At 63.2% G+C, this 19,739-nt stretch carries 17 protein-coding genes; 7 read left to right on the top strand and 10 right to left on the bottom strand.

All coding sequences use genetic code 11. From position 1 onward, the window contains the following. The first annotated feature begins 38 nt into the window (after positions 1 to 38). Positions 39 to 908, top strand: a complete 870-nt coding sequence (locus DSM14862_RS15370; protein WP_007118197.1) for a methylated-DNA--[protein]-cysteine S-methyltransferase — start codon at positions 39 to 41, stop codon at positions 906 to 908. A 132-nt stretch (positions 909 to 1,040) separates the two neighbouring features. After that, on the top strand, positions 1,041 to 1,706 hold the full coding sequence (locus tag DSM14862_RS15365) for an OmpA family protein (RefSeq protein ID WP_007118196.1): 666 nt from the start codon (positions 1,041 to 1,043) through the stop codon (positions 1,704 to 1,706). 59 nt (positions 1,707 to 1,765) lie between these two features. On the opposite strand, the gene DSM14862_RS15360 is transcribed toward DSM14862_RS15365, so the two are convergent. Further along, a complete protein-coding gene (locus DSM14862_RS15360; protein ID WP_007118195.1) occupies positions 1,766 to 2,803 on the bottom strand; it encodes an NAD(P)/FAD-dependent oxidoreductase in 1,038 nt (345 codons plus the stop codon). 58 nt (positions 2,804 to 2,861) lie between these two features. On the opposite strand from DSM14862_RS15360, the gene mnmD reads away from it, so the two are divergent. Together mnmD and DSM14862_RS15350 are read left to right on the top strand one after the other, a co-directional pair. Then, complete coding sequence (gene mnmD / locus DSM14862_RS15355; protein WP_007118194.1) at positions 2,862 to 3,536, top strand: tRNA (5-methylaminomethyl-2-thiouridine)(34)-methyltransferase MnmD; 675 nt, start codon at positions 2,862 to 2,864, stop codon at positions 3,534 to 3,536. Next, positions 3,533 to 4,411 carry a DMT family transporter gene (locus DSM14862_RS15350; protein WP_007118193.1) on the top strand — a complete coding sequence of 293 codons (879 nt, stop codon included), beginning with the start codon at positions 3,533 to 3,535 and terminating at the stop codon, positions 4,409 to 4,411. Before mnmD ends, DSM14862_RS15350 begins: the two co-directional genes overlap by 4 nt. Here DSM14862_RS15350 and DSM14862_RS15345 read toward each other — a convergent pair. Continuing rightward, on the bottom strand, positions 4,376 to 6,340 hold the full coding sequence (locus DSM14862_RS15345) for a lytic transglycosylase domain-containing protein (protein WP_007118192.1): 1,965 nt from the start codon (positions 6,338 to 6,340) through the stop codon (positions 4,376 to 4,378). The two genes, DSM14862_RS15350 and DSM14862_RS15345, sit on opposite strands and share 36 nt — an antisense overlap. A gap of 125 nt (positions 6,341 to 6,465) precedes the next feature. Between DSM14862_RS15345 and dapA the strand changes: the two genes are divergently transcribed. Continuing rightward, a complete protein-coding gene (dapA, locus tag DSM14862_RS15340) occupies positions 6,466 to 7,341 on the top strand; it encodes a 4-hydroxy-tetrahydrodipicolinate synthase (RefSeq protein ID WP_007118191.1) in 876 nt (291 codons plus the stop codon). A 62-nt stretch (positions 7,342 to 7,403) separates the two neighbouring features. On the opposite strand, the gene DSM14862_RS15335 is transcribed toward dapA, so the two are convergent. The 6 genes from DSM14862_RS15335 to pdxR all read right to left on the bottom strand — a co-directional run bounded on the left by DSM14862_RS15335 (position 7,404) and on the right by pdxR (position 16,340). Next, entirely contained in the window at positions 7,404 to 8,279 is an 876-nt protein-coding gene (locus DSM14862_RS15335; RefSeq protein ID WP_007118190.1) for a dimethyl sulfoxide reductase anchor subunit family protein, read from the bottom strand. Then, positions 8,279 to 9,043, bottom strand: coding sequence for a 4Fe-4S dicluster domain-containing protein (locus tag DSM14862_RS15330; RefSeq protein ID WP_007118189.1), 765 nt, complete (start codon positions 9,041 to 9,043; stop codon positions 8,279 to 8,281). Before DSM14862_RS15330 ends, DSM14862_RS15335 begins: the two co-directional genes overlap by 1 nt. A gap of 49 nt (positions 9,044 to 9,092) precedes the next feature. Beyond that, positions 9,093 to 11,909 carry a molybdopterin oxidoreductase family protein gene (locus DSM14862_RS15325; protein WP_007118188.1) on the bottom strand — a complete coding sequence of 939 codons (2,817 nt, stop codon included), beginning with the start codon at positions 11,907 to 11,909 and terminating at the stop codon, positions 9,093 to 9,095. Next, complete coding sequence (locus tag DSM14862_RS15320; RefSeq protein WP_007118187.1) at positions 11,906 to 13,000, bottom strand: acetate/propionate family kinase; 1,095 nt, start codon at positions 12,998 to 13,000, stop codon at positions 11,906 to 11,908. The genes DSM14862_RS15325 and DSM14862_RS15320 overlap by 4 nt, the downstream gene beginning before the upstream one ends. Positions 13,001 to 13,003: 3 nt before the next feature. Continuing rightward, entirely contained in the window at positions 13,004 to 14,779 is a 1,776-nt protein-coding gene (gene xsc / locus DSM14862_RS15315; RefSeq protein ID WP_007118186.1) for a sulfoacetaldehyde acetyltransferase, read from the bottom strand. 97 nt (positions 14,780 to 14,876) lie between these two features. Continuing rightward, positions 14,877 to 16,340, bottom strand: coding sequence for a MocR-like pyridoxine biosynthesis transcription factor PdxR (pdxR, locus tag DSM14862_RS15310; RefSeq protein ID WP_007118185.1), 1,464 nt, complete (start codon positions 16,338 to 16,340; stop codon positions 14,877 to 14,879). A 116-nt stretch (positions 16,341 to 16,456) separates the two neighbouring features. Here pdxR and DSM14862_RS15305 point away from each other — a divergent pair, with 116 nt between their 5' ends. Together DSM14862_RS15305 and nagA are read left to right on the top strand one after the other, a co-directional pair. Further along, complete coding sequence (locus DSM14862_RS15305) at positions 16,457 to 17,359, top strand: BadF/BadG/BcrA/BcrD ATPase family protein (protein ID WP_007118184.1); 903 nt, start codon at positions 16,457 to 16,459, stop codon at positions 17,357 to 17,359. Next, positions 17,344 to 18,474 carry an N-acetylglucosamine-6-phosphate deacetylase gene (gene nagA / locus DSM14862_RS15300; protein ID WP_007118183.1) on the top strand — a complete coding sequence of 377 codons (1,131 nt, stop codon included), beginning with the start codon at positions 17,344 to 17,346 and terminating at the stop codon, positions 18,472 to 18,474. Before DSM14862_RS15305 ends, nagA begins: the two co-directional genes overlap by 16 nt. Here the strand turns inward: nagA and DSM14862_RS15295 are convergent. Continuing rightward, a complete protein-coding gene (locus DSM14862_RS15295) occupies positions 18,471 to 19,229 on the bottom strand; it encodes a sulfite exporter TauE/SafE family protein (RefSeq protein WP_007118182.1) in 759 nt (252 codons plus the stop codon). The genes nagA and DSM14862_RS15295 overlap by 4 nt on opposite strands. Before the next feature lie 148 nt (positions 19,230 to 19,377). After that, positions 19,378 to 19,641 (bottom strand): glycine zipper 2TM domain-containing protein, encoded by a 264-nt coding sequence (locus tag DSM14862_RS15290; RefSeq protein ID WP_007118181.1) that lies wholly within the window; start codon positions 19,639 to 19,641, stop codon positions 19,378 to 19,380. Between the last annotated feature and the right edge of the window lie 98 nt (positions 19,642 to 19,739).

Genomic DNA, 19,739 nt, shown 5'->3' with positions numbered 1-19,739 from the left:
GGGTCGCGCGGGGGCAGGGGTGCGCGTATCTTCAAGCCATGACACAGATCACAGACATATCCCCCGCACCCGAAGATCAGGGCTACCACTATCAAGTGATGCGCCGCGCCATCGCCCTGATTGATGAGGCCGAAGACCCAAAGCAACTGGATTGGATCGCGGGCGAGATGGGCATGTCTGCGGCGCATTTCCAACGGCTGTTTTCGCGCTGGGTGGGCGTCTCGCCCAAGCGCTACCAGCAGTATTTGATGCTGGATCAAGCCAAGCTGATGCTGCGCGATCATTTCACGACGCTGGCGGCGGCGCATGAGTTGGGTCTGTCAGGCAGCGGACGTTTGCATGACCTCTTCCTGCGCTGGGAGGCGATGAGCCCCGGTGAGTTTGCCCGCAAAGGCGCAGGGCTCACGATCTATTGGGGGTGGTTCGACAGCCCCTTTGGCCCGACGCTGGTGATGGGCACCGACAAAGGCATCTGTGGATTGGCGTTGTCATCCGAAGTAGGAGAGGACGCGGCGATGGCTGATCTTTGCAGCCGCTGGCCCTTGGCCGATTTTGTCGAGGCGCCTGTGCGCCTGCGCCCTTGGGTCGACACTGCTTTTGGGATGCAAAAAGACGCAGATGCCAGAGCGCCGCTTTACCTTATTGGCGCTCCGTTTCAGATCAAGGTCTGGGAGGCGCTGCTGAGCATCCCCTCGGGGCAGGTAACCACCTATTCCGAAATCGCCGAGACGGTCGGCAGCCCGCGTGCGGTCCGCGCCGTGGGCACCGCCGTTGGGCGCAACCCGGTGAGTTGGCTCATCCCTTGTCACCGCGCGTTACGCAAGAGCGGCGGCTTGGGCGGCTACCATTGGGGGCTGCCGGTAAAGCGCGCCATGTTGGCGTTCGAAGCCGCGCGGGCAGAGGCGTAGATCAGCTAATCTGGGCGGGTTTCTGCCGAACAGCCGTTATATGTAATGTTCGCGGGAACCTTGAGCGACTATATAGCGTTCACGTTCAGATGCCCCGCCCGAACGGGGCCCGCAAACATGAAGGCAGTAGACATGATTTCTTCGAAGATGACTTTGGCCGCCGCTCTGGCCGGCGCGATGACACTGGGTGCGTGTACGCAGCCACTGCAGCCCGGCAATGGTGACCCCAACCAGCGGACTAAGAACGGCGCTTTGATCGGTGCGGGCGTCGGGGCCCTTGCTGGTGCGCTGTCAAAAGGCGATGGCAACCGTACCGAAGCGGCCGTGAAGGGCGCATTGGTCGGTGGCGCGATTGGTGCGGGCGTTGGTTACTCGCTCGACAAACAAGAGGCCGAGCTGCGCGCCGCGATGGACAGCCGTGTGGTGATCACCAACACCGGCGACCGTCTGATCGTGACCCTGCCGCAGGACATCCTGTTCGCGACAGACAGCACGAGCGTTGCCCCTGGTCTGCGTGACGATCTGGCCGCATTGGCGCAGAACGTGAACATCTACCAGAACTCCACTCTGCAGGTTGTTGGCCACACCGACAGCGATGGCGAAGCCGCTTACAACCAGCAGCTTTCCGAGCGTCGGGCGCAGGCCGTGGGTAATATCCTGCTGTCTAACGGCGTGCCGCAGCAGCGTTTGCAGACATTCGGTCGCGGCGAGAGCCAGCCGGTTGCGAGCAACCTGAGTGCTGCAGGTAAGTCTCAGAACCGTCGGGTCGAGATCGTGATCCTCCCCAACGCGCGCTAAGCTACGGCGCTTTGGAAATGACAGTGAACCCCGGCCAGTGGCCGGGGTTTTTCGTCGCCTCAAAGGTTATCGCTGACCCGGAACCCATTGGGGATCGTGTCGCGCCCTTCGAGAAGCAGATCGGCCATCACCTGCGCCACTTTGGGCGCCATGCCGAAACCGATCTTAAAGCCACCATTGGCGATATAATGCCCCGGATTGCCCGGCCATGCGCCCAGCATCGGAGCGCGGCTGCGGCTGCGGGGGCGCAGCCCGGCCCAGCGTTCGATCACCGGCGCGTCCTGCAAGGCAGGCACAGCCGCACGGGCCTTGGCGATCACCGCATCTAGCTGCGCATCGGTGCTGTCTGGACTGTCATAGTCTCGCTCGGTTGTGCCGCCTACGGCGACCGTGCCGTCAAGATGCGGGATGACATGGACCCCATCGGCAAAGAGTTGCGCCGCGCCGCCTTGGTCTAGTTGCAACAGCGCGGCTTGCCCCTTGATGCCTGCGCCGACCAGACGTGGGTGACCTGTGTTGAGCGCCTCCAGCCCAGCCACGCCCGTGGCCCAAAGGACTTTGCCTTGATCCGGGGCTTCGCTGATAATCTCGACGCCCTTTGCCGCCAATGCGGCGAGCAGTGCGTTGCAGCCGTGGCGCGGGTGGACGAGTGCACTCAGCGTGTCGCGGATCAGCCAGCCGGTGGGGCTTGCGGGGGCCCAATCGCTATCCTCGGCGCGGATAACCTCCCACCGCGCGCGGCCTTGCCAAAGCGCCGCCGCCGTGGCTTCCCGCTGTCGGGCGAGGGCCAGCGCCGCTTCATCCGCGACAGGCTGCAGACGCCCGCTGCGGATATACCCCGGCGCACCGCCACCTGTGGCCGCAACCTCGTCCCAAAACGCTTCAGCGCTGAGCAGGCTTTCGAGCTGAAACGCTTTCTTGGCGTTCCAATTCTCTGGCACATGCGGGGCAAGTGCGCCGACGATCCCGCCCGACGCGCCTGCTGCTGGCCCGGCAGGGTCTACCACTCGCACCGATGCACCGCGCAATACGCAGGCCCAAGCCACTGAAAGGCCGAAAATCCCGGCTCCTCTTACGGTTACATCCACCATTGCCATTCCCCGCCAGCTTGCGCAGTGTCTGCGCGACTTCACTCCCCCTCTAGCAGGACGTACCGTGCCAGACCAGAATGCCCAGATCAGCTGGCGAGAGGGCCACGTGCCGGTCTCGACCCAGTTTGATGACCCCTACTTCAGCCTCGAAGATGGCGCGGCGGAGACCGCCTATGTCTTTCTGGCGGGCAATGATCTGCCCGAGCGTTATCGCCCCGGTTTTCATATTGCAGAGCTGGGCTTCGGCACCGGGCTGAACCTGCTGTTGGCATGGGATGCTTGGATGCAGGCGGGCCATGAGGGGCCCCTGCATTTCACCAGTTTCGAAGCCTACCCGATGCGCCCCGAAGATATGGCACAGGCCCATGCGGCCTTCCCCGCGCTCGACGGGCGGCGCGATGGGCTGACAGCGGCGTGGAATGGGACGGGCGGCGTGTTTGAACTGCCGGGTTTGCGGGCAGAGATCATCATCGGCGATGCGCGAGAGACCCTTCCCACATGGCAGGGGCGGGCCGATGCGTGGTTTCTTGACGGATTTTCCCCGGCCAAGAACCCCGAACTGTGGGGCGATGATCTGATGGCCGAGGTTGCCCGCCACACCGCGCCCGGTGGCACCGCCGCGACCTATACCGCCGCTGGCTTCGTCCGCCGCGCGCTCAGCGCTGGCGGTTTCGAGGTCACCCGCATCCCCGGTTATGGCCGCAAGCGCCACATGACCCGGGCGCAAATGCCGCTATGAGCCAGTCCAACAACATCCCGCTCGGCATTATGCTGATGGTCGCCACGACGATGGTCTTTGCCGTCCAAGATGGGCTGTCACGTCATTTGGCTGAAAATTACAACGTGCTGATGGTGGTGATGATCCGCTATTGGTTCTTCGCCGCTTTCGTTATCGCGCTGGCGCTGCGCAAAGCGGGCGGCATCCGAAAAGCCGCCGCCACCACCCAGCCTGCGGTGCAAATCCTGCGCGGCGTGCTGTTGTCGGCGCAAATTTGCACAATGGTGCTTGGCTTCACGATCCTTGGGCTGGTCGAAAGCCATGCCGTCTTTACCTGCTATCCGCTGCTGGTGGCAGCGCTGTCGGGGCCGATCTTGGGCGAAAAGGTCGGCTGGCGGCGTTGGGCGGCGATTGGTGTGGGCTTCATCGGTGTGCTTGTGATCCTGCAACCGGGGCTTCGGGTTGTGGACCCTGCCGCCGCGATCCCGCTGGCAGGGGCGGGAATGTTTGCCGTCTACGGGTTGCTGACACGCTACGTCGCGCGGCGCGATAACACGGCGACGAGTTTCTTTTGGACCGGGGTGACCGGCGCGGTGGTGATGACTGCCGTGGGCGTCTGGTTCTGGGAGCCGATGACGCCGGGCAACTGGCTGCTGATGGGCACGCTGTGCATCACCGGGGTCACGGGCCATTGGCTGCTGATCCGGTGTTATGAGGTTGCCGAGGCGAGCGCTGTGCAACCCTTCGCCTATACCCAGCTGATCTTCACTGTGATCATCGGCCTGTCGGCCTTTAACGAGGTGCTGCGCCCAAGCGTTGTGCTGGGCGCAGGCATGATTGTGGCTGCGGGGCTTTTTACCCTATGGCGCGAACGCCTTCAGCGTCGACCCGGTTAATTCCTCGCTAAAGGGGATCGGCAACGGGTCTTTTCCCAGGCGCGCGCGATAGACGGGCAGGCTTTCGGTTACGCGCATCACGTAGTTCTGGGTTTCGCGGAACGGGATCATTTCTATCCAATCGACGATGTCGATCTCGCCTTTGCGCGGGTCGCCATAGGTCGCCATCCAGCGGCGCGGACGGCTTGGCCCGGCGTTATAGGCGGCTGACATCATCGCGACATTGCCATCAAACTGCCCCGCCATTTGCGACAGGTAAGTGGCCCCCAGACGTGCGTTGTAGACGGGATCGGCGGTCAGCCGATCTGTCGTATGCTGGCTTGAGATGCCCAGATCGCGCGCCACGTCTTTGGCCGTGGCAGGCATGATCTGCATCAACCCCCGCGCGCCAACGCCGCTTTGCACGTCCGGATCAAACTCGCTTTCGCGGCGGGCGATCGCGAGGGTCATCTCGGTCGCCATCGGCAGGTCTCTCTCGGCAAGGGCGTGCAGCGGGTAATAGGGCGCAGGCACTTCCAGCCCGCGCTGCGCCGCGCGTTTGCCGATCATCACGGCGAGATGCGGCCGGCCCACGTCGATGGCGGCTTGGCCCAACAGGGCGACGTCATCGGGCACGAGTTGTTCGGTCAAATGGGTCCAGAAACGCTCAGCCGTGGATAGCTCGCCAGAGGCCTGCAACAGCAGCCCCGCTTCGAACAAGGGCGCGCGCGCCAGCGGCGAGGTTCGCCAGTCTTGGGCGGGCGGGGTGCCCTTCAGCTTTTCGTCGAACGGTATGCCGCCGCGTTCAGCAGCCAGCAGGCCGTAAAAAGAGGTCTGGAATTTCGCCCCCATGGCATAGGCTTTGGCCGCCCCTTCGGCATCACCCATCGCCTCAAGCGCGCGGCCCTGCCAATATCCGGCGCGGCCTTGGCTGATGGGGGATTCCACAGCGCCGTCGTGCTTTTGGAAATGGCCCAGAGCGGTTACCGGGTCCTTCAAGAACCGCAGGGCGAGATAGCCCGAAAGCCATTCGAGGTCGGCAAAGTCCGACCCACTGGTCAGGAAATGTTGTGATGCGATTTTATAGGCGGTCTGCGGCTCGCCGTTGCGCATTTCATCGCGCGCCATGGCGCGGCGGCGGTTGGACCACGCTTGGGGCTGACCCAAAGCCGCAGCAGAGGTGGAACGCTGCAGCAGCAGGTCTTTGGCCTCGTCACGGAAGCCTTTGCGGATGCGCCACTCAAAGCGGTCATGCGCCAGCCCCGGCGCATCTGCCTTAGCCGCGGGCAGGGCGTCGATCTTAGTGTTCACATCACTTTCAAGCTTTTGCAGGGCGATGCGGGTCTCGGCCAGTGCCTTGTCGGCGCTTGAGACCAAATCGAACATCTGCCGCGCTTCGGAATGCTCGCGCTGCCAAAGCATCTCTTCGAGCCGCGCCGCATGATGCGGGGCCAGAAGGCTGCCATGGGCGTCTATAAACAGCGCCTGACTGGTGGCGTTCATTGGCATCGTGCGCCAAGCCAGAACGAGGTTCGCCTCGGCTTCACCGCGCTGGCCGCTGTCGATCAGGGCCTTGGCATGGGCGAGCACCCCACGCGGGGTCTGTGGTGCCATGGCCGAAAAGAACGCCAGTATGTCGCTGGCGGGCTGCTCGATCACGGCCTCTTCGGTTTGTTTGCGCAGGTACTCTTCGCCCGGCCAATCAGGCCTGCGGGCGAGAAAATCGCGCGCTTCGGCATAGGTGCCCCGCCCGGCGCGCAGCCGGTGCCATTCAATCACATCGGCGGCAACCTGCCCATCGCGGGCAGCAAGTATCGCGGCAGAGTCCCAATTGCCTGTCCGCATGGCGTCCATCGCCCACCCTAAGGGGCGCGGGCGCTGCGCTTCGGCAGGCACGGTCAGGACAAAAACACTTATGAGAATCGCCATCAGGCGCGTCATCGCTTGCATTTCCTACGTCTCCGGGGCTAGAGCCTTGCAACATATGGCTACGGCAACGTTTATCAAACCTTTGCGTTAGCGAAAGCCCTCATCCAGTCCGGTTTATCCCGGCCAGCACAACAAGGAGCGTGCACATGTTCAAAGGCTCTCTGCCTGCCCTCGTCACGCCGTTTCGCAACGGCGCGCTGGATCTGGATACGCTGAAAAAACTTATCGAATGGCACATCGGCGAAGGGTCGAGCGGGCTTGTCCCTGTCGGCACCACCGGCGAATCCCCGACGTTGAGCCATGCCGAGCATGAAACCGTCGTTGATGAAGTCGTCAAAGCTGTCGCGGGCCGCATTCCGGTTATTGCCGGGGCCGGGTCCAACAACACGGTCGAGAGCATCCGCCTTGCCCGCCACGCCGAGAAAGTCGGCGCAGACGCGCTGCTGTTGGTCACGCCCTACTACAACAAGCCGACCCAACGCGGGTTGATCGCCCATTTCACCGCCGTGCATGATTGCTGCGACCTGCCGATCATCATTTACAACATCCCCGGCCGTTCGGTCGTGGATATGACGCCCGAAACAATGGGCGAATTGGCTCAACTGCCGCGCATAGTCGGCGTGAAAGACGCGACTGGTGATCTCGCTCGGGTCAGCGACCAGCGCATCACCTGTGGCAAAGATTTCATCCAACTTTCCGGCGAAGACGCGACCGCGCATGGGTTCAACGCCCAAGGCGGTGTTGGCTGTATCTCGGTCACTGCCAATGTCGCACCGCGTCTTTCCGCGCAGATGCAGGCGGCCTGCCTAGAGGGCGATTACGCCAAGGCGTTGGAGCTTCAGGACCGTTTGATGCCGCTGCACAAAGCGATCTTTACCGAGCCGGGGCTGGTGGGCGTGAAATACGCCATGTCGCGGTTGGACCTCTGCTCGGACGAGGTGCGCTTGCCGCTGACAGAGTTGACGGACCCGACCAAAGAACTGGTCGATGCGGGTCTGCGCCACGCGGGTTTGATGAATTAAAACTGCTTTTTAAGCTGTGAATTGGAATGCAAGAGGGGGTGGAGACACCCCCTCTTTTGCATTCAGCGTTTGCCGTAGTAAATCCCGACCACATGCTCCGCCTGCGCGAAGAACAGCCAGCGCGAGGTCAGCACCCCCGCTGCATGGCTGAGCACCGCGAGGGCAGCGGCGAGGTGGTGGAACACGGGCGAGAGCAAGAGCAGCAGTGGCAGCAGCACCATCAGCGTGATCGCGATCACCCGCAGCTTCAGCGCGTGTTTGCGCCCGATCTGATAAACGAACTCTCGCAGCAGATAGTTGCTGCCAGTATGCGGCGGCTCAAAGGCGCGGACGCTGCCGATATTGCCGAGCCGCGTCGCCGTCGCGATATCGGTGCCCGAGGCCGCCAGCGCCTGATCCCCGCGCCACCATGTGACGATCTGCACCACGCCCGCCAGCGTGAGAAGCAGCATCGCCGCGGTCACTTGCCCGGCCAGCACCGCGCCCCCCGCAATGCTAAGTGACAAGAAGTTTAGCGGCGTCATGACACTATGCCAGTGGGGCACAGTCTTCATCTGCGTATAGATCATCGCCGTGGTCAGCACCGTCAGCAATGACAGCGCCGCGCCGATCAGCCCCAGCGGCCAAAGCCGCGTGTCGTAAAACACCAGCCCCGCGCCATAGGCCGCCATGGTCAGCAGGGCCGCGACCGAGGCCCAAGCCTCACGGCTGAGCCAACTGCTGCGCCACTGGGTAAACGCCTTGAGCGCGCGTTCCGGATGGCCCAAGTGGAATGTCGATGCGATCAGCCCGCCCACGGCCAAAAGGTAAGCCAGCGCGAGGAAAACGAAGGCCACCCAGCCGGTCACGGTAGGTAGGCCGATGCCGAGCCATGCAAGCAGGCCAAAGCCGAGCCCCGACAGGCTGCTGAACAGGATAACAGAAGGTGCCGGATGCATCAGAGCTTCTCCAGAGTGCGGTCAAGCCAGCCGAGGAAGCCCTTGGGGCCGCTGTCGATGGGGGCAAGGAAGGGCGCCAATATGTCAATCTTGCCGCTGTCCTCTGCGCTTTGCAATTGATCGCGCGGGCGGGGCGGCAGATATTTATTGACCGGCTTAGTGCCTTGCTCGGGCATGAGGTCCACACCGCCGCGCTCGGCCACCAATTGGCTTACCGCGCTTTCCGGATCGCCAAGATCGCCAAAGTGTCGCGCGCCAGCGGGGCAGGTGCGCACGCAGGCAGGTTGGCGGTCTTCTTCGGGCAGGTTCTCGTTATAGATACGGTCGACGCAGAGGGTGCATTTCTTCATCACACCTGCGGCCACGTCCATCTCACGCGCGCCGTAGGGGCAGGCCCAGGCGCAGAGACCACAACCGATACAGTCGCTTTCATTGACCAGAACGATCCCGTCTTCGACGCGCTTGTAGCTCGCTCCCGTGGGGCAGACGGTGACGCAGGGCGCGTCATCGCAGTGTAGGCAGGATTTCGGGAAATGCACGAGCTGCGCGGCACCCGCTTCGGGCTGAACCTCATAGCTGTGCACGCGGTTAAGAAAGGTGCCCGACGGGTCCGCGCCATAGGCGTCTTGGTCTGACAGTGGCGCGCCGTAGTTCTCGGTGTTCCAGCCTTTGCAGGAGATCACGCAGGCATGACAACCGACACAGGTATCAAGGTCGATCACAAGGCCGAGTTTGCGGTCGGTCTGTTGTGGGAGCGTGGTCATGGCTGGATGTCCTGAGGGGTCTTAAGCGGTGCGGAGCAGAGGGAGGCGGTCATTTGCCCACCTTCCACGCAATGTCCTGCGGCGCGGGCGGGACGGGAGAGCGCTGCGCCGGGATTTCTGGCTGCGACTCTGCTGGGGCGTCGGACTTCTCAATGTGCACCTTGAGGTCGAACCACGCGGCCTGACCGGTAATCGGGTCGGAATTGGCCCACCGCAACCCATCGCCCTTGGGTGGCAACAACTCGTGGATCAGGTGGTTCAGCAAGAAGCCTTTGGTCGCCTCGGGCGCGTCCTTGTCCAGCGCCCATGCGCCTTTGCGTTTGCCGATGGCGTTCCATGTCCAGACCGTTTTGGGGTTCAGGGCCGCCATCTCCATCACCGGCACCGTGATCCCGCCGTGCGGAGAGGTCACGCGCGCCCAGTCGCCGTCTTGCAGCCCCTTGGCGCGCATGATCGCGGTGGGCAGGTAGAGCGGATTGTGCCCGTGCAACTGGCGCAGCCATGCGTTTTGGCCGCCCCACGAATGGTACATCGCCATTGGGCGTTGGGTCAGCGCGTGGACGCCATAGCCCTCAGCGCCTTGCGGATCACTTTCATACCAGATCGGCAGGGGCGACATGGTCTGCTTGATCCGTTCACGCAGGTGGTCGGGGGGCTGGCGTTTGCCATGACCTTCGGCGGCCAATTGAAAACGCCGCAGCGGCTCGACGTAGAGCGAAAAGAGGTAGGGCTGCGGCGCGTCATAGATGCCCATGCCCACGGCCCAATCCTGATAGGCAGCGTTCCACGGCTTGTAGTAGTTCGCCCCCTCCGGGATATGATTGACGAAGAAGCCGCCGTTCTCAATGTAGCGGTCAATCTGCTCGGGGTTTGGCTCCCCCCGTCCGACATCCTTGCCGTCCTTGCCCCGGAACCCGGCCAACGGGCCGATGCCCGGACGGCGTTCGTGACGGGTTATGTAGTCGGCGTAGTCTTTGTATTTCTGGCTGCCATCGTCGTTCACGAAACCCGGCAGGCCGAGCTTCGCCCCGAGATCGCAGAGCGCTGACTGAAAGCCGCGCACGTCGCGGTTCGGCTCTACCACGGGCCAACGGATCGCATCGGCGGCGGCGTCGGCCTCGCTGATCGGGCGGTCGAGCAGTGAGATACAGTCGTGCCGTTCAAGGTACGTCGTGTCGGGCAGGATCAGGTCCGCATAGGCCACCATCTCCGAGGAATAGGCATCGGAGTAGATGATCCGAGGGATGACGTATTCGCCATTCTCGTCGGTGTCAGTCAGCATCTCCATCACCCCGCCGGGGTTCATCGACGAGTTCCACGACATATTCGCCATATACATGAACAGCGTGTCGATCTTGTAGGGATCGCCTGCATGGGCGTTTGAGATCACCATATGCATCAGCCCGTGGGCCGACATCGGGTTTTCCCATGTGAACGCCTTGTCGATCCGCGCCGGGCTGCCGTCGGCCTTTAGCGCTAGGTCATCCGGGCCATGCACGAAGCCCAGGTGCGGCCCATCCAGCGGCGCATCGGGGGTGGCTTTGCAATGTGGTTTGGGGTGCGCCGTGGCAGGCTTGGGGTAGGGCGGTTTGAAGCGGAAACCGCCTGGCACTTCGACGGTGCCGAGGATGATCTGCAGCACATGCAGCGCACGGCAGGTTTGAAACCCATTGGCATGGGCCGAGATGCCGCGCATGGCGTGGAAAGAGACCGGGCGGCCTGTCATCGTCTTGTGATGCTCGCCGCGGAAGTCGGTCCATTCGTGCTCAAGCTCAAAGGCTTCGTCAAAGGCGACGCGGGCCAGTTCGGCGGCAATGGCGCGGATGCGCGGCGCGGGGATGCCACAGCGCTCGGCTACGGCTTCGGGGGTGTAGTCCTCACCAAGGTATTGCTCGGCCATCTGGTGAAAGATCGGGCGGTGCGTAATGCCTGCTGTGCGGTAGGTGGCGGCAAGGTCAGGGCGCACGCCGGGCTGATCGAAGGGGGTCAGCTTGCCGGTCTTGCGGTCGACCACTAGCGCCTTGCCGTCCTCATCGCGCAGTTGCAGGCCATACTCCGGCGATTTCGGATCGCTGTTCAGCAGCACTGGGGCGTCGGTGTAACGGGCGAGGTAATCCACATCGATGCGCCCAGCCTTCATCAGACAGTGGATCAGCGACAGGATAAACAGCCCATCGGTGCCGGGCGTGATGCCGACCCATTCATCGGCGATGGCATTGTATCCGGTGCGGATCGGGTTCACCCCGATGACCCGCGCGCCGCGCTTCTTCAGCTTGCCCAGACCCATCTTGATCGGGTTGCTGTCATGGTCCTCGGCCACGCCGAACAGCATGAACAGCTTGGTGTGATCCCAATCGGGCTGGCCGAATTCCCAAAACGCACCGCCCATCGTGTAAATGCCAGCGGTGGCCATGTTGACCGAGCAGAAACCGCCGTGGGCCGCGTAGTTCGGCGTGCCGAAAGCCTGCGCCCAAAGCGAGGTGAAGCTCTGCGACTGATCGCGCCCGGTGAAGAACGCAAGCTTTTCGGGCGCTTCGCGGCGCAGCGGCTCCAGCCAGTCGGTGGCGATCTGCAGCGCCTCTTTCCAGCTGATGCTCTCAAACTCGCCGGAACCGCGCGGGCCCACACGTTTCATCGGGTTGCGCAGCCGCGCGGGAGAGTTGTGTTGCATGATCCCCGCAGAGCCTTTGGCGCAGAGCACGCCTTGGTTCACCGGGTGGTCGCGGTTGCCTTCGATATAGGCGACCTTCCCCTTTTTCATATGCACGTTGATGCCGCAGCGGCAGGCGCACATGTAGCAGGTGGTCTTGCGAACCTCGTCCGAGACCTTGGGCGACAGATCAAGCGGCGGCTGGGAATGCGTCATGGGTGGGCTGGGTCTTTCAGCAAGGCGAGCGCTTGGCGCGCGATATGTTTCTCTTCGGCGGCGGGGATGATCCAATTGGGAATATTTCCCGCCCAGCTAAGGTTTGCAAGAACCTTTTCCCTCACCTCGGAATCGTTTTCGCCGATACCTCCGGTGAAGGCGATGCCGTCGATCCCGTTCATGGCAGCGATCATCGACCCCGCCTGCCGAGTGATCCAGTAGCAGAAATGCTCACGGGCGAAGCGGGCGGCGGTTGTATCGGTCTCAGCCAGTTGCCGCATATCGGCGGTGACATTAGAGAGGCCCAGCAATCCGCTTTCGTGATGCAGCAGTGTTTGGGCCTCCTCCAGCCCGACATCGCGCACCAGATGCAGCACCGCGCCCGCGTCAATCTCACCCGCTCGGGTGCCCATGGTCAGCCCGCCGAGCGGCGAAAAACCCATGGTTGTGGCAACCGATTGCCTCTCAAGGATCGCGCAGAGCGATGCGCCATTGCCCAAATGCAGCGCCAGCAGGCGGCGGGGGAGGTCTGCGCCCGTGGTCTGAGGGAAATTCTGTACGAGGCTTTCATAGCTGATGCCGTGAAACCCATAGCGGCGCAGGGCGGCGGTCTCTGCCCGGTCGGGCAGAGCATAGCGGCGGGCGACATCGGGGTTGCTGCGGTGAAAGCCGGTATCAAAGGCGGCGACCTGCGGCAGGTCGGGCAGGAGCGCTGCCAGCGCGTCGATGGCGCCGAGGTGGTGCGGATTGTGCAGTGGGGCCAGCGGTTGAGCCTCGGCGATGGCGCTTCGGACGGCAGGCGTGATTGTCGTTGTCTCGGCCAGATTAGGGCCGCCATGCACGACACGGTGGGCGGCGGCCGTCAGGTCAGCGCCAGAAATCCCTTTTTGGCGCAGCCCGTCCAGAATGGCGCGGAAGGCGGTCTGGTGGTCAGGCAGATCAAGGCGCACCGGCGGAGCGTCTCCCAGAAGCAGCGCGCCGGTCTGGCCGATGCCCTGCGCCTCAATCCGCAGACGCTCGTTCAACCCACCGTCAAAGACCGCCGTCTTAATTGACGACGATCCCGCGTTGACGACGAGCACCAGCGCCATGGCTCAGACCCGTTGCGGGCGCATGTCATCCCGGCTGATCCCGGCGACAGAGACAGGCTTCTTCATCGCATCGCGGCGGAAGGGCTCGCCCAACTCTTGGTTCAGCAGCACTTCGATGAAGGTCGTCTTGCCCTCTTCCATCTGCGCCTTGACCGCGCGGTCCAAAGCGTCGGTCAGTTCGTCCATCGATGACACCTGCACGCCCTCGACGCCGCAGGCTTTGGCCACGCCAGCATAGCTCACGTCCTGCGCGAGTTCGGTGCCGACGAAGTTGTCATCGAACCACAGCGTCGTGTTCCGCTTTTCCGCGCCCCATTGGTAGTTGCGGAAGATCACCATGGTCACAGCGGGCCAGTCGTCGCGGCTGACGCTGACCATCTCGTTCATCGAAATGCCAAACGCACCGTCCCCGGCAAAGCCCACCACTGGCACGTCAGGGCAGGCGATCTTGGCCCCGCAGATCGCCGGAAAACCATAGCCGCAGGGGCCAAAGAGGCCCGGCGCGAGGTATTTGCGGCCCGCTTCAAATGTCGGATAGGCGTTGCCGATGGCGCAGTTGTTGCCGATGTCAGAGCTGATGATCGCCTCTTTCGGCAGCGCCTTCTGGATCGCGCGCCATGCCATGCGGGGGGACATCTTTTCCGGCTCGCGGTCGCGGGCGCGTTCGTTCCATGTGGTGCCGGGGTCGTCTTCCTCGTGATCCATCGAGGTGAGTTCCTGCGCCCACGCGGATTTGGTTTGCGCAATCAGGTTGCGCCTTTCTTCGCGGCCCGCGTCGCCGGCGCTGTCGCTCAGCCCGTCAAGGATCGTGCGGGCCACCTTGCCCGCGTCGCCGACAATGCCAACGCTGACCTTCTTGGTCAGGCCGATGCGGTCAGGGTTGATGTCGACCTGAATGATCTTGGCGTCCTTGGGCCAATAGTCGATGCCATAGCCCGGCAGGGTCGAGAAGGGGTTCAGCCGCGTGCCAAGCGCCAGCACGACATCGGCCTTGGCGATCAGTTCCATCGCCGCTTTGGAGCCATTGTAGCCCAGCGGCCCGACCGACAGCGGGTGCGAGCCGGGGAAGGCGTCATTGTGCTGGTAGCCGCAGCAGACAGGCGCATCGAGCCGTTCGGCCAGCTTGCGCGCGTCGTCAATTGCCCCGCCGATCACCACGCCCGCGCCGTTCAGGATCACCGGGAATTTGGCGTTCGAAAGGAGCTCTGCCGCTTCGGCAATGGCCGTCTCGCCGCCTGAGGGGCGTTCAAACTCGACTATGGCGGGCAAGTCGATGTCGATCACTTGGGTCCAGAAATCACGCGGGATGTTGATCTGCGCCGGGGCGGAGTGGCGTTTCGCCTGCAAGATCACCCGGTTCAGCGTCTCGGCGATGCGGGTGGGGTCACGCACTTCTTCTTGATAGGCGACCATATCGCGGAAGAGCGCCATCTGCTCGACCTCTTGAAAGCCGCCCTGACCAATGGTTTTGTTCGCCGCCTGCGGGGTGACCAACAGCAGCGGCGTGTGGTTCCAATAGGCGGTTTTGACCGGCGTCACGAAGTTGGTAATGCCCGGCCCGTTTTGTGCCACCATCATCGACATCCGCCCCGAGGCGCGGGTGAAGCCGTCGGCCATCATGCCAGAATTACACTCATGCGCACCGTCGTAGAAGGTGATCCCGGCGGCGGGGAACAGGTCAGAGATCGGCATCATGGCAGAGCCGATAATGCCAAAGGCCGTGTCGATCCCATGCATCTGAAGGGTTTTGACGAAGGCTTCTTCGGTGGTCATTTTCATGGGGCGATCCTTTGGGCGTGGGGGCAAGGCTGCGAGCAAATTACGGGCAGGCGCGGGCGGGGGTTAGGGCCAGAAGTGGCCCAGCCCTAGGGCCAGATCAGCGCAGGCGGTCAATCTCTTGGGCAATCAGACCAACCCCTTCCCCGATGCGCGCGGCGGGGATGGAGGAATAGGCCAGCCGGTAGTAATTCGTCGCCTTCTCTTCGCCCGCGAAAAAGGCGTGGCCCGGCTCAATCAGCACATCACGCGCGCGCAGGTTTTCGGCCAGTTGCGCCGTGTCCACACTCTCTGGTGCGCGCATCCAGAAGGACGATCCGCCATAAGCCCCACGGCCCGACACCCGCAAACCATGCGTCTCAAGCGCCTCTTCCATCACGCGGCGGCGTTCGTGTAGCGCCAGCCCCATGCGGCGAATGAGGGCGTCATAATGGCCGAGCGACAGGAAATAGGCCGCGGTACGCTGGATATGCCCCGGCGGGTGGCGCAGCACGGATGCGCGCAGCGCGCGGGCTTCGCGGATGAACGGCTCAGAGCCTACCAGATAGCCCAGCCGCAGCCCCGGGAAGAGCGATTTGGAAAAGCTGCCGACATAGATCACCCTTCCCTCATCATCGAGCGATTTGAGCGCGGGAGAGGCGGGTTTGAGGAAGGACATCTCAAACTCATAGTCGTCTTCGACGATCAGCGCCTCTAGCTCGCGGGCGCGGGACAAAAGCGCGCGGCGGCGGTCCATCGGCATGGTCGCATTCGTCGGGCATTGGTGGCTGGGCGTGGTAAAAATCACATCGGTATCGGGGGGGATCGCCTCGGGCGGGAGGCCATCTTGATCCACGCGCACCGGCGTGATGTGGCAACGCGATTGGCTGAGGATGCCGCTCAACGCCGGATAGCAAGGGTCTTCCAACACGGCGCGGCGGCGTTGGGTCAGCAGCACTTGGGCGGTTAGCCATAGGGCGTTCTGCGCGCCGAGGGTGATCAAGATTTGCTCGGGCCGGGCCGAGACACCGCGCCGGGGCAGGATGTGGCGGGCAATAAATTCGATCAGTTGCGGGTCGTCCTGATCGTAGTAGTCGGTCGTCATCGAGGTGAAGTCGCGCTGGCCCAAGGCTTGCAACGCACAAAGCCGCCAGTTCGCGTGGTCAAAAAGCGTCGGGTCGGCTTGGCCGTAGATGAAAGGGTATCGGTAGCTGGCCCAATCCTGCGGTTTGGCGGCCAGCCCATTGGCGCTGAACCGTTGACCGATGGCGCGGGTCCAGTCGATGGCGTCATCCGCCTCGGCGCGGGGGGCAAAGGCCGGGGGCGCGGGGGCGTTGTCTGAGACGAAATAGCCCGACCGCCCGGCTGAGGTGAGGTAGTCGTTGGCCAACAGTTCAGTATAGGCGATGGTCACCGTGATCCGGCTGACGCCGAGGTGAGCGGCGAGTTTGCGGGTCGAGGGCAGTTTCTCGCCCCGTTGAAACCGACCGGAAAGGATGCCCTGAGCGATCATCTGTTGGATCTGCTGCTGCAGGGTGCCTTGCGCATCGGGGCGCAGGAAAAAGGTTTCGACGGGCAGGGCCATGGGGGCGACGTTAGGCTGGCGCTAGGGGGAGTTCAATCTGGCATTATATTGCGGTGAATTAAATCGGCGCACGGCGCGCACTTCCGTTCGTCCGGCACCTCGCCTAGAAGTATCGCATGAGCATTTCCGCCCCCCTTTTGATCGCCGTGGACGGCGGTGGCACCGGTTGCCGCGCCGCCATTGGCACGCAGCGTGATGGCATTCTTGGCCGTGCATCCGGGGGGCGTGCGAATATCGGTAATGACCCTGACCATACCTTAGTGAATGTACGCGGCGCGGTTGAGGAGGCTGCAGCGGAGGCGGGGTTGCCCCTCTCGGCGCTTGAGAATGCCACTGCATTTGTCGGCCTTGCAGGGATGAATGTGGCGCGGGACGAGGCGCGTCTGCGCGCGGCACTGCCCTACGCCCGGATCATTGCTGATGATGACCGCCCGGCCTGCGTCGTTGGCGCGCTTGGCGAAGGCGTGGCGGGCTGGGTGCTGGCCATCGGCACGGGCACGATTGTGGCGGCAACGGATGGCGCAGGCTTTCGCTATGTCGGGAGTTGGGGGTTCCATCTGGCCGACCAGGGGTCGGGCGCATGGCTGGGGCGGGGGGCGCTAGACCGTGCGCTGCAATGCTATGACGGGTTGTTGCCGCATAGCGATCTGACCCGCGCTTTGATGGCGGATTTTGGCGATAATCCTGATGCCTTCGTGGCCTTCAGCCTGACGGCGCACCCCGGAGATTACGCGGCATTCGCGCCAAAAGTCATCGCGGCGGCAGAGGCCGGGGACCGCCATGCTGAGGCGTTAATGCACGAAGGCGCGGCCTATTACACCCGCGCGCTGAAAGCGCTGGAGTTCAAGCCCGGTGATCCGCTCTGTTTGCTGGGCGGGATCGGCCCGCATTACGCGCGGTTCCTGCCGAGAGATCATTTGACGGGTCAGATCGCAGCGCGGGGTTCGGCGCTCGATGGGGCGTTTCAACTGGTCTGCAAGGCCGCAGCGGGGGAGACTTTGCCATGCGCGAGTTCGTGAAGGTTTTTACCGGGGTCGACATCCACGACGGGAAGTACCTGCACCCCGGCAAGGTGCTGGCGCTGATGCAAGATGGTAGCCGCCGTATCCTCACCCCCGAGGAGGTGCCGGAAGGCACGGCGACGGAGCGGTTGGCAGCAGGCGTGCTTTGCCCCGGTTTTGTCGATCTTCAGGTCAATGGCGGCGGTGGGGTGATGTTCAACGACAGCCCCGATGTGGCCACCCTGCGCCGCATCGCTGAGGCGCATCGCCGTACAGGGGTGGCTGGCTTCCTGCCTACCTTGATCACCGACACGCCTGACAAAACCGAAGCGGCCATCGAGGCAGCCGTAGCGGCCATTGTCGAAGCGGTCCCGGGTATCATCGGGCTCCATCTGGAAGGCCCGCATCTGTCGATCGCGCGCAAGGGCGCGCATGACGGGGCGTTGATCCGCCCGATGACCAACGCTGACCTAGCCCTGATCCTGCGCGCGGCGGCGCGCTTGCCGAACCTCATGGTCACGGTCGCGCCCGAAAACACCAGCAACGCGCAGATCCGCGCGATGTCTAAGGCGGGGGTGATCGTCTCGCTCGGCCATAGTGACGCGGATTATGAGACCTGTATGGCTGCCTTCGATGCGGGTGCCTGCTGCGTCACGCATTTATTCAACGCGATGAGCCAGATGGGCAACCGCGCGCCGGGCTTGGTCGGGGCTGCGTTGGCCTGTGAGGGGGTCCACGCGGGGCTGATTGCCGACGGCATCCATGTGCATCCCGCCAGCATCCGCAATGCGCTGGCAGCCAAGGCGGAGGGGATTTTCCTCGTCAGCGACGCCATGGCGACGGCGGGATCGGATATCACAAGCTTTACGTTGAACGGGCGCGAGGTTTACCGGGCCAACGGGCAACTGACCTTGGCGGACGGCACTTTGGCAGGGGCGGATTTGGAGATGGGCCGCGCGGTCTATACGCTGACCCACGCGGTGGGGGAGCCGTTGGAGATGGCACTGGCGCGGGCGATCTCGGGGCCGCTGGCGCTGTTGCGCGATCACATGGGGTTGGGCCGGATCGAAAGCGCGGACCAGCCCTTGGTGCTTTTCGATCCCGAAAGCGGCGCGGTGCGTGTGCTCGGCTAGCCTGCGAAAAGCCGCCAGAAGAACACCGCGCTCATGCCAAAGCCGATGGCGGCGATCAGCCATCGCACCGCTTGTTTCGGCAGCGCCCGGGCCAGCGGTGCACCAGCATAGCCGCCCGCCGTGGCGGCCAGCATCATCAGCAGTGCTTGCTGCCATGCGACCAGCCCGGCCAGTGCAAAGACGGCAACGGAGATCGACGAGAGCACAAAGCTCAGCCCGTTTTTCAACCCGTTCATTCCGTGCAGATCGGTCATCCCCCAAAGCGCGAAGAGGGCCAGCAGCACGATGCCCAAACCGCCGTTGAAGTAGCCGCCATAGACGCTGACCGCAAAAAGCCCGAGCGCGCCTTGGGGCGTTACAGCGCGGGCATGGGCGGCGGCGAAAGCGCGGATGCGGTCGCCCAAAAGGAAGGCCAGCGTCGCGGCGAGCAAGAGGAAGGGCACGACAATGGAGAAGGCCTCGTTAGAGGAGACCAGCAGCAGGCCAGAGCCGACAGCCCCGCCCGAAAGTGTAATGAGGCTAAGCCGCAAAAGCCGCTTGCGGTCAAATCCGCCCAGCTCATTGCGAAAGCCGAATGCCCCGGCAAGGTAGCCCGGAAACACCGCCACGGCGCTTGTTGCATTGGCCGCCACGGGGGGCATTCCGGTGAAGACCAGTGCCGGAAAAGTTAGAAACGTGCCGCCCCCGGCGATGGTGTTTAGCACCCCCGCACCGAAGGCTGCGATCACTAGGATCGCGATATCAAATAACGTCATTTGCCCTCCCCAAGCGCTCAGGCGCTTTGATCCCTGTTAGGATCAAAACAAGGGGCTGCCAAGCGTTGCGTGGGCGGGCTGGAAATGAAAAAGGGCTCCGACCAACGGTCGAAGCCCCTTCATCGCGAAAACGCGCGATGTCAGACGTTTACGGGCACGCTGCGGTGTAGCGCTGGCCGTTGGAGTTCTGGTAAACGCATTTGCCGGACTGGGTCTGGCCGATGTAGTTACCAGCCGCTGCACCAGCGAGACCGCCAATGATTGCGCCTTGAACTTTGTCGTCGCCACCTGAAACGGCAGCACCTGTGGCCGCGCCAAGAGCAGCACCCGTCAGGGCACCTTGGCTGGGCGTGGTGCCGTTACAAGCGGCAAGTGTGGCGACCAGCGGAATGGCGATAAGGAATTTCTTCATGTCTTTCTCCCAAGTTACTCATTTGCCAACGCGGGGAGGTTGGAAGAGGTTCCCGCGAAAGCGATGGATATTAAGAAAAATTTTCGACGCAGCGATGC

Origin of the sequence: Sulfitobacter indolifex (assembly GCF_022788655.1) — a bacterium.
Classification (GTDB): domain Bacteria; phylum Pseudomonadota; class Alphaproteobacteria; order Rhodobacterales; family Rhodobacteraceae; genus Sulfitobacter; species Sulfitobacter indolifex.
This window is presented reverse-complemented; position numbering and strand designations above follow the sequence as displayed.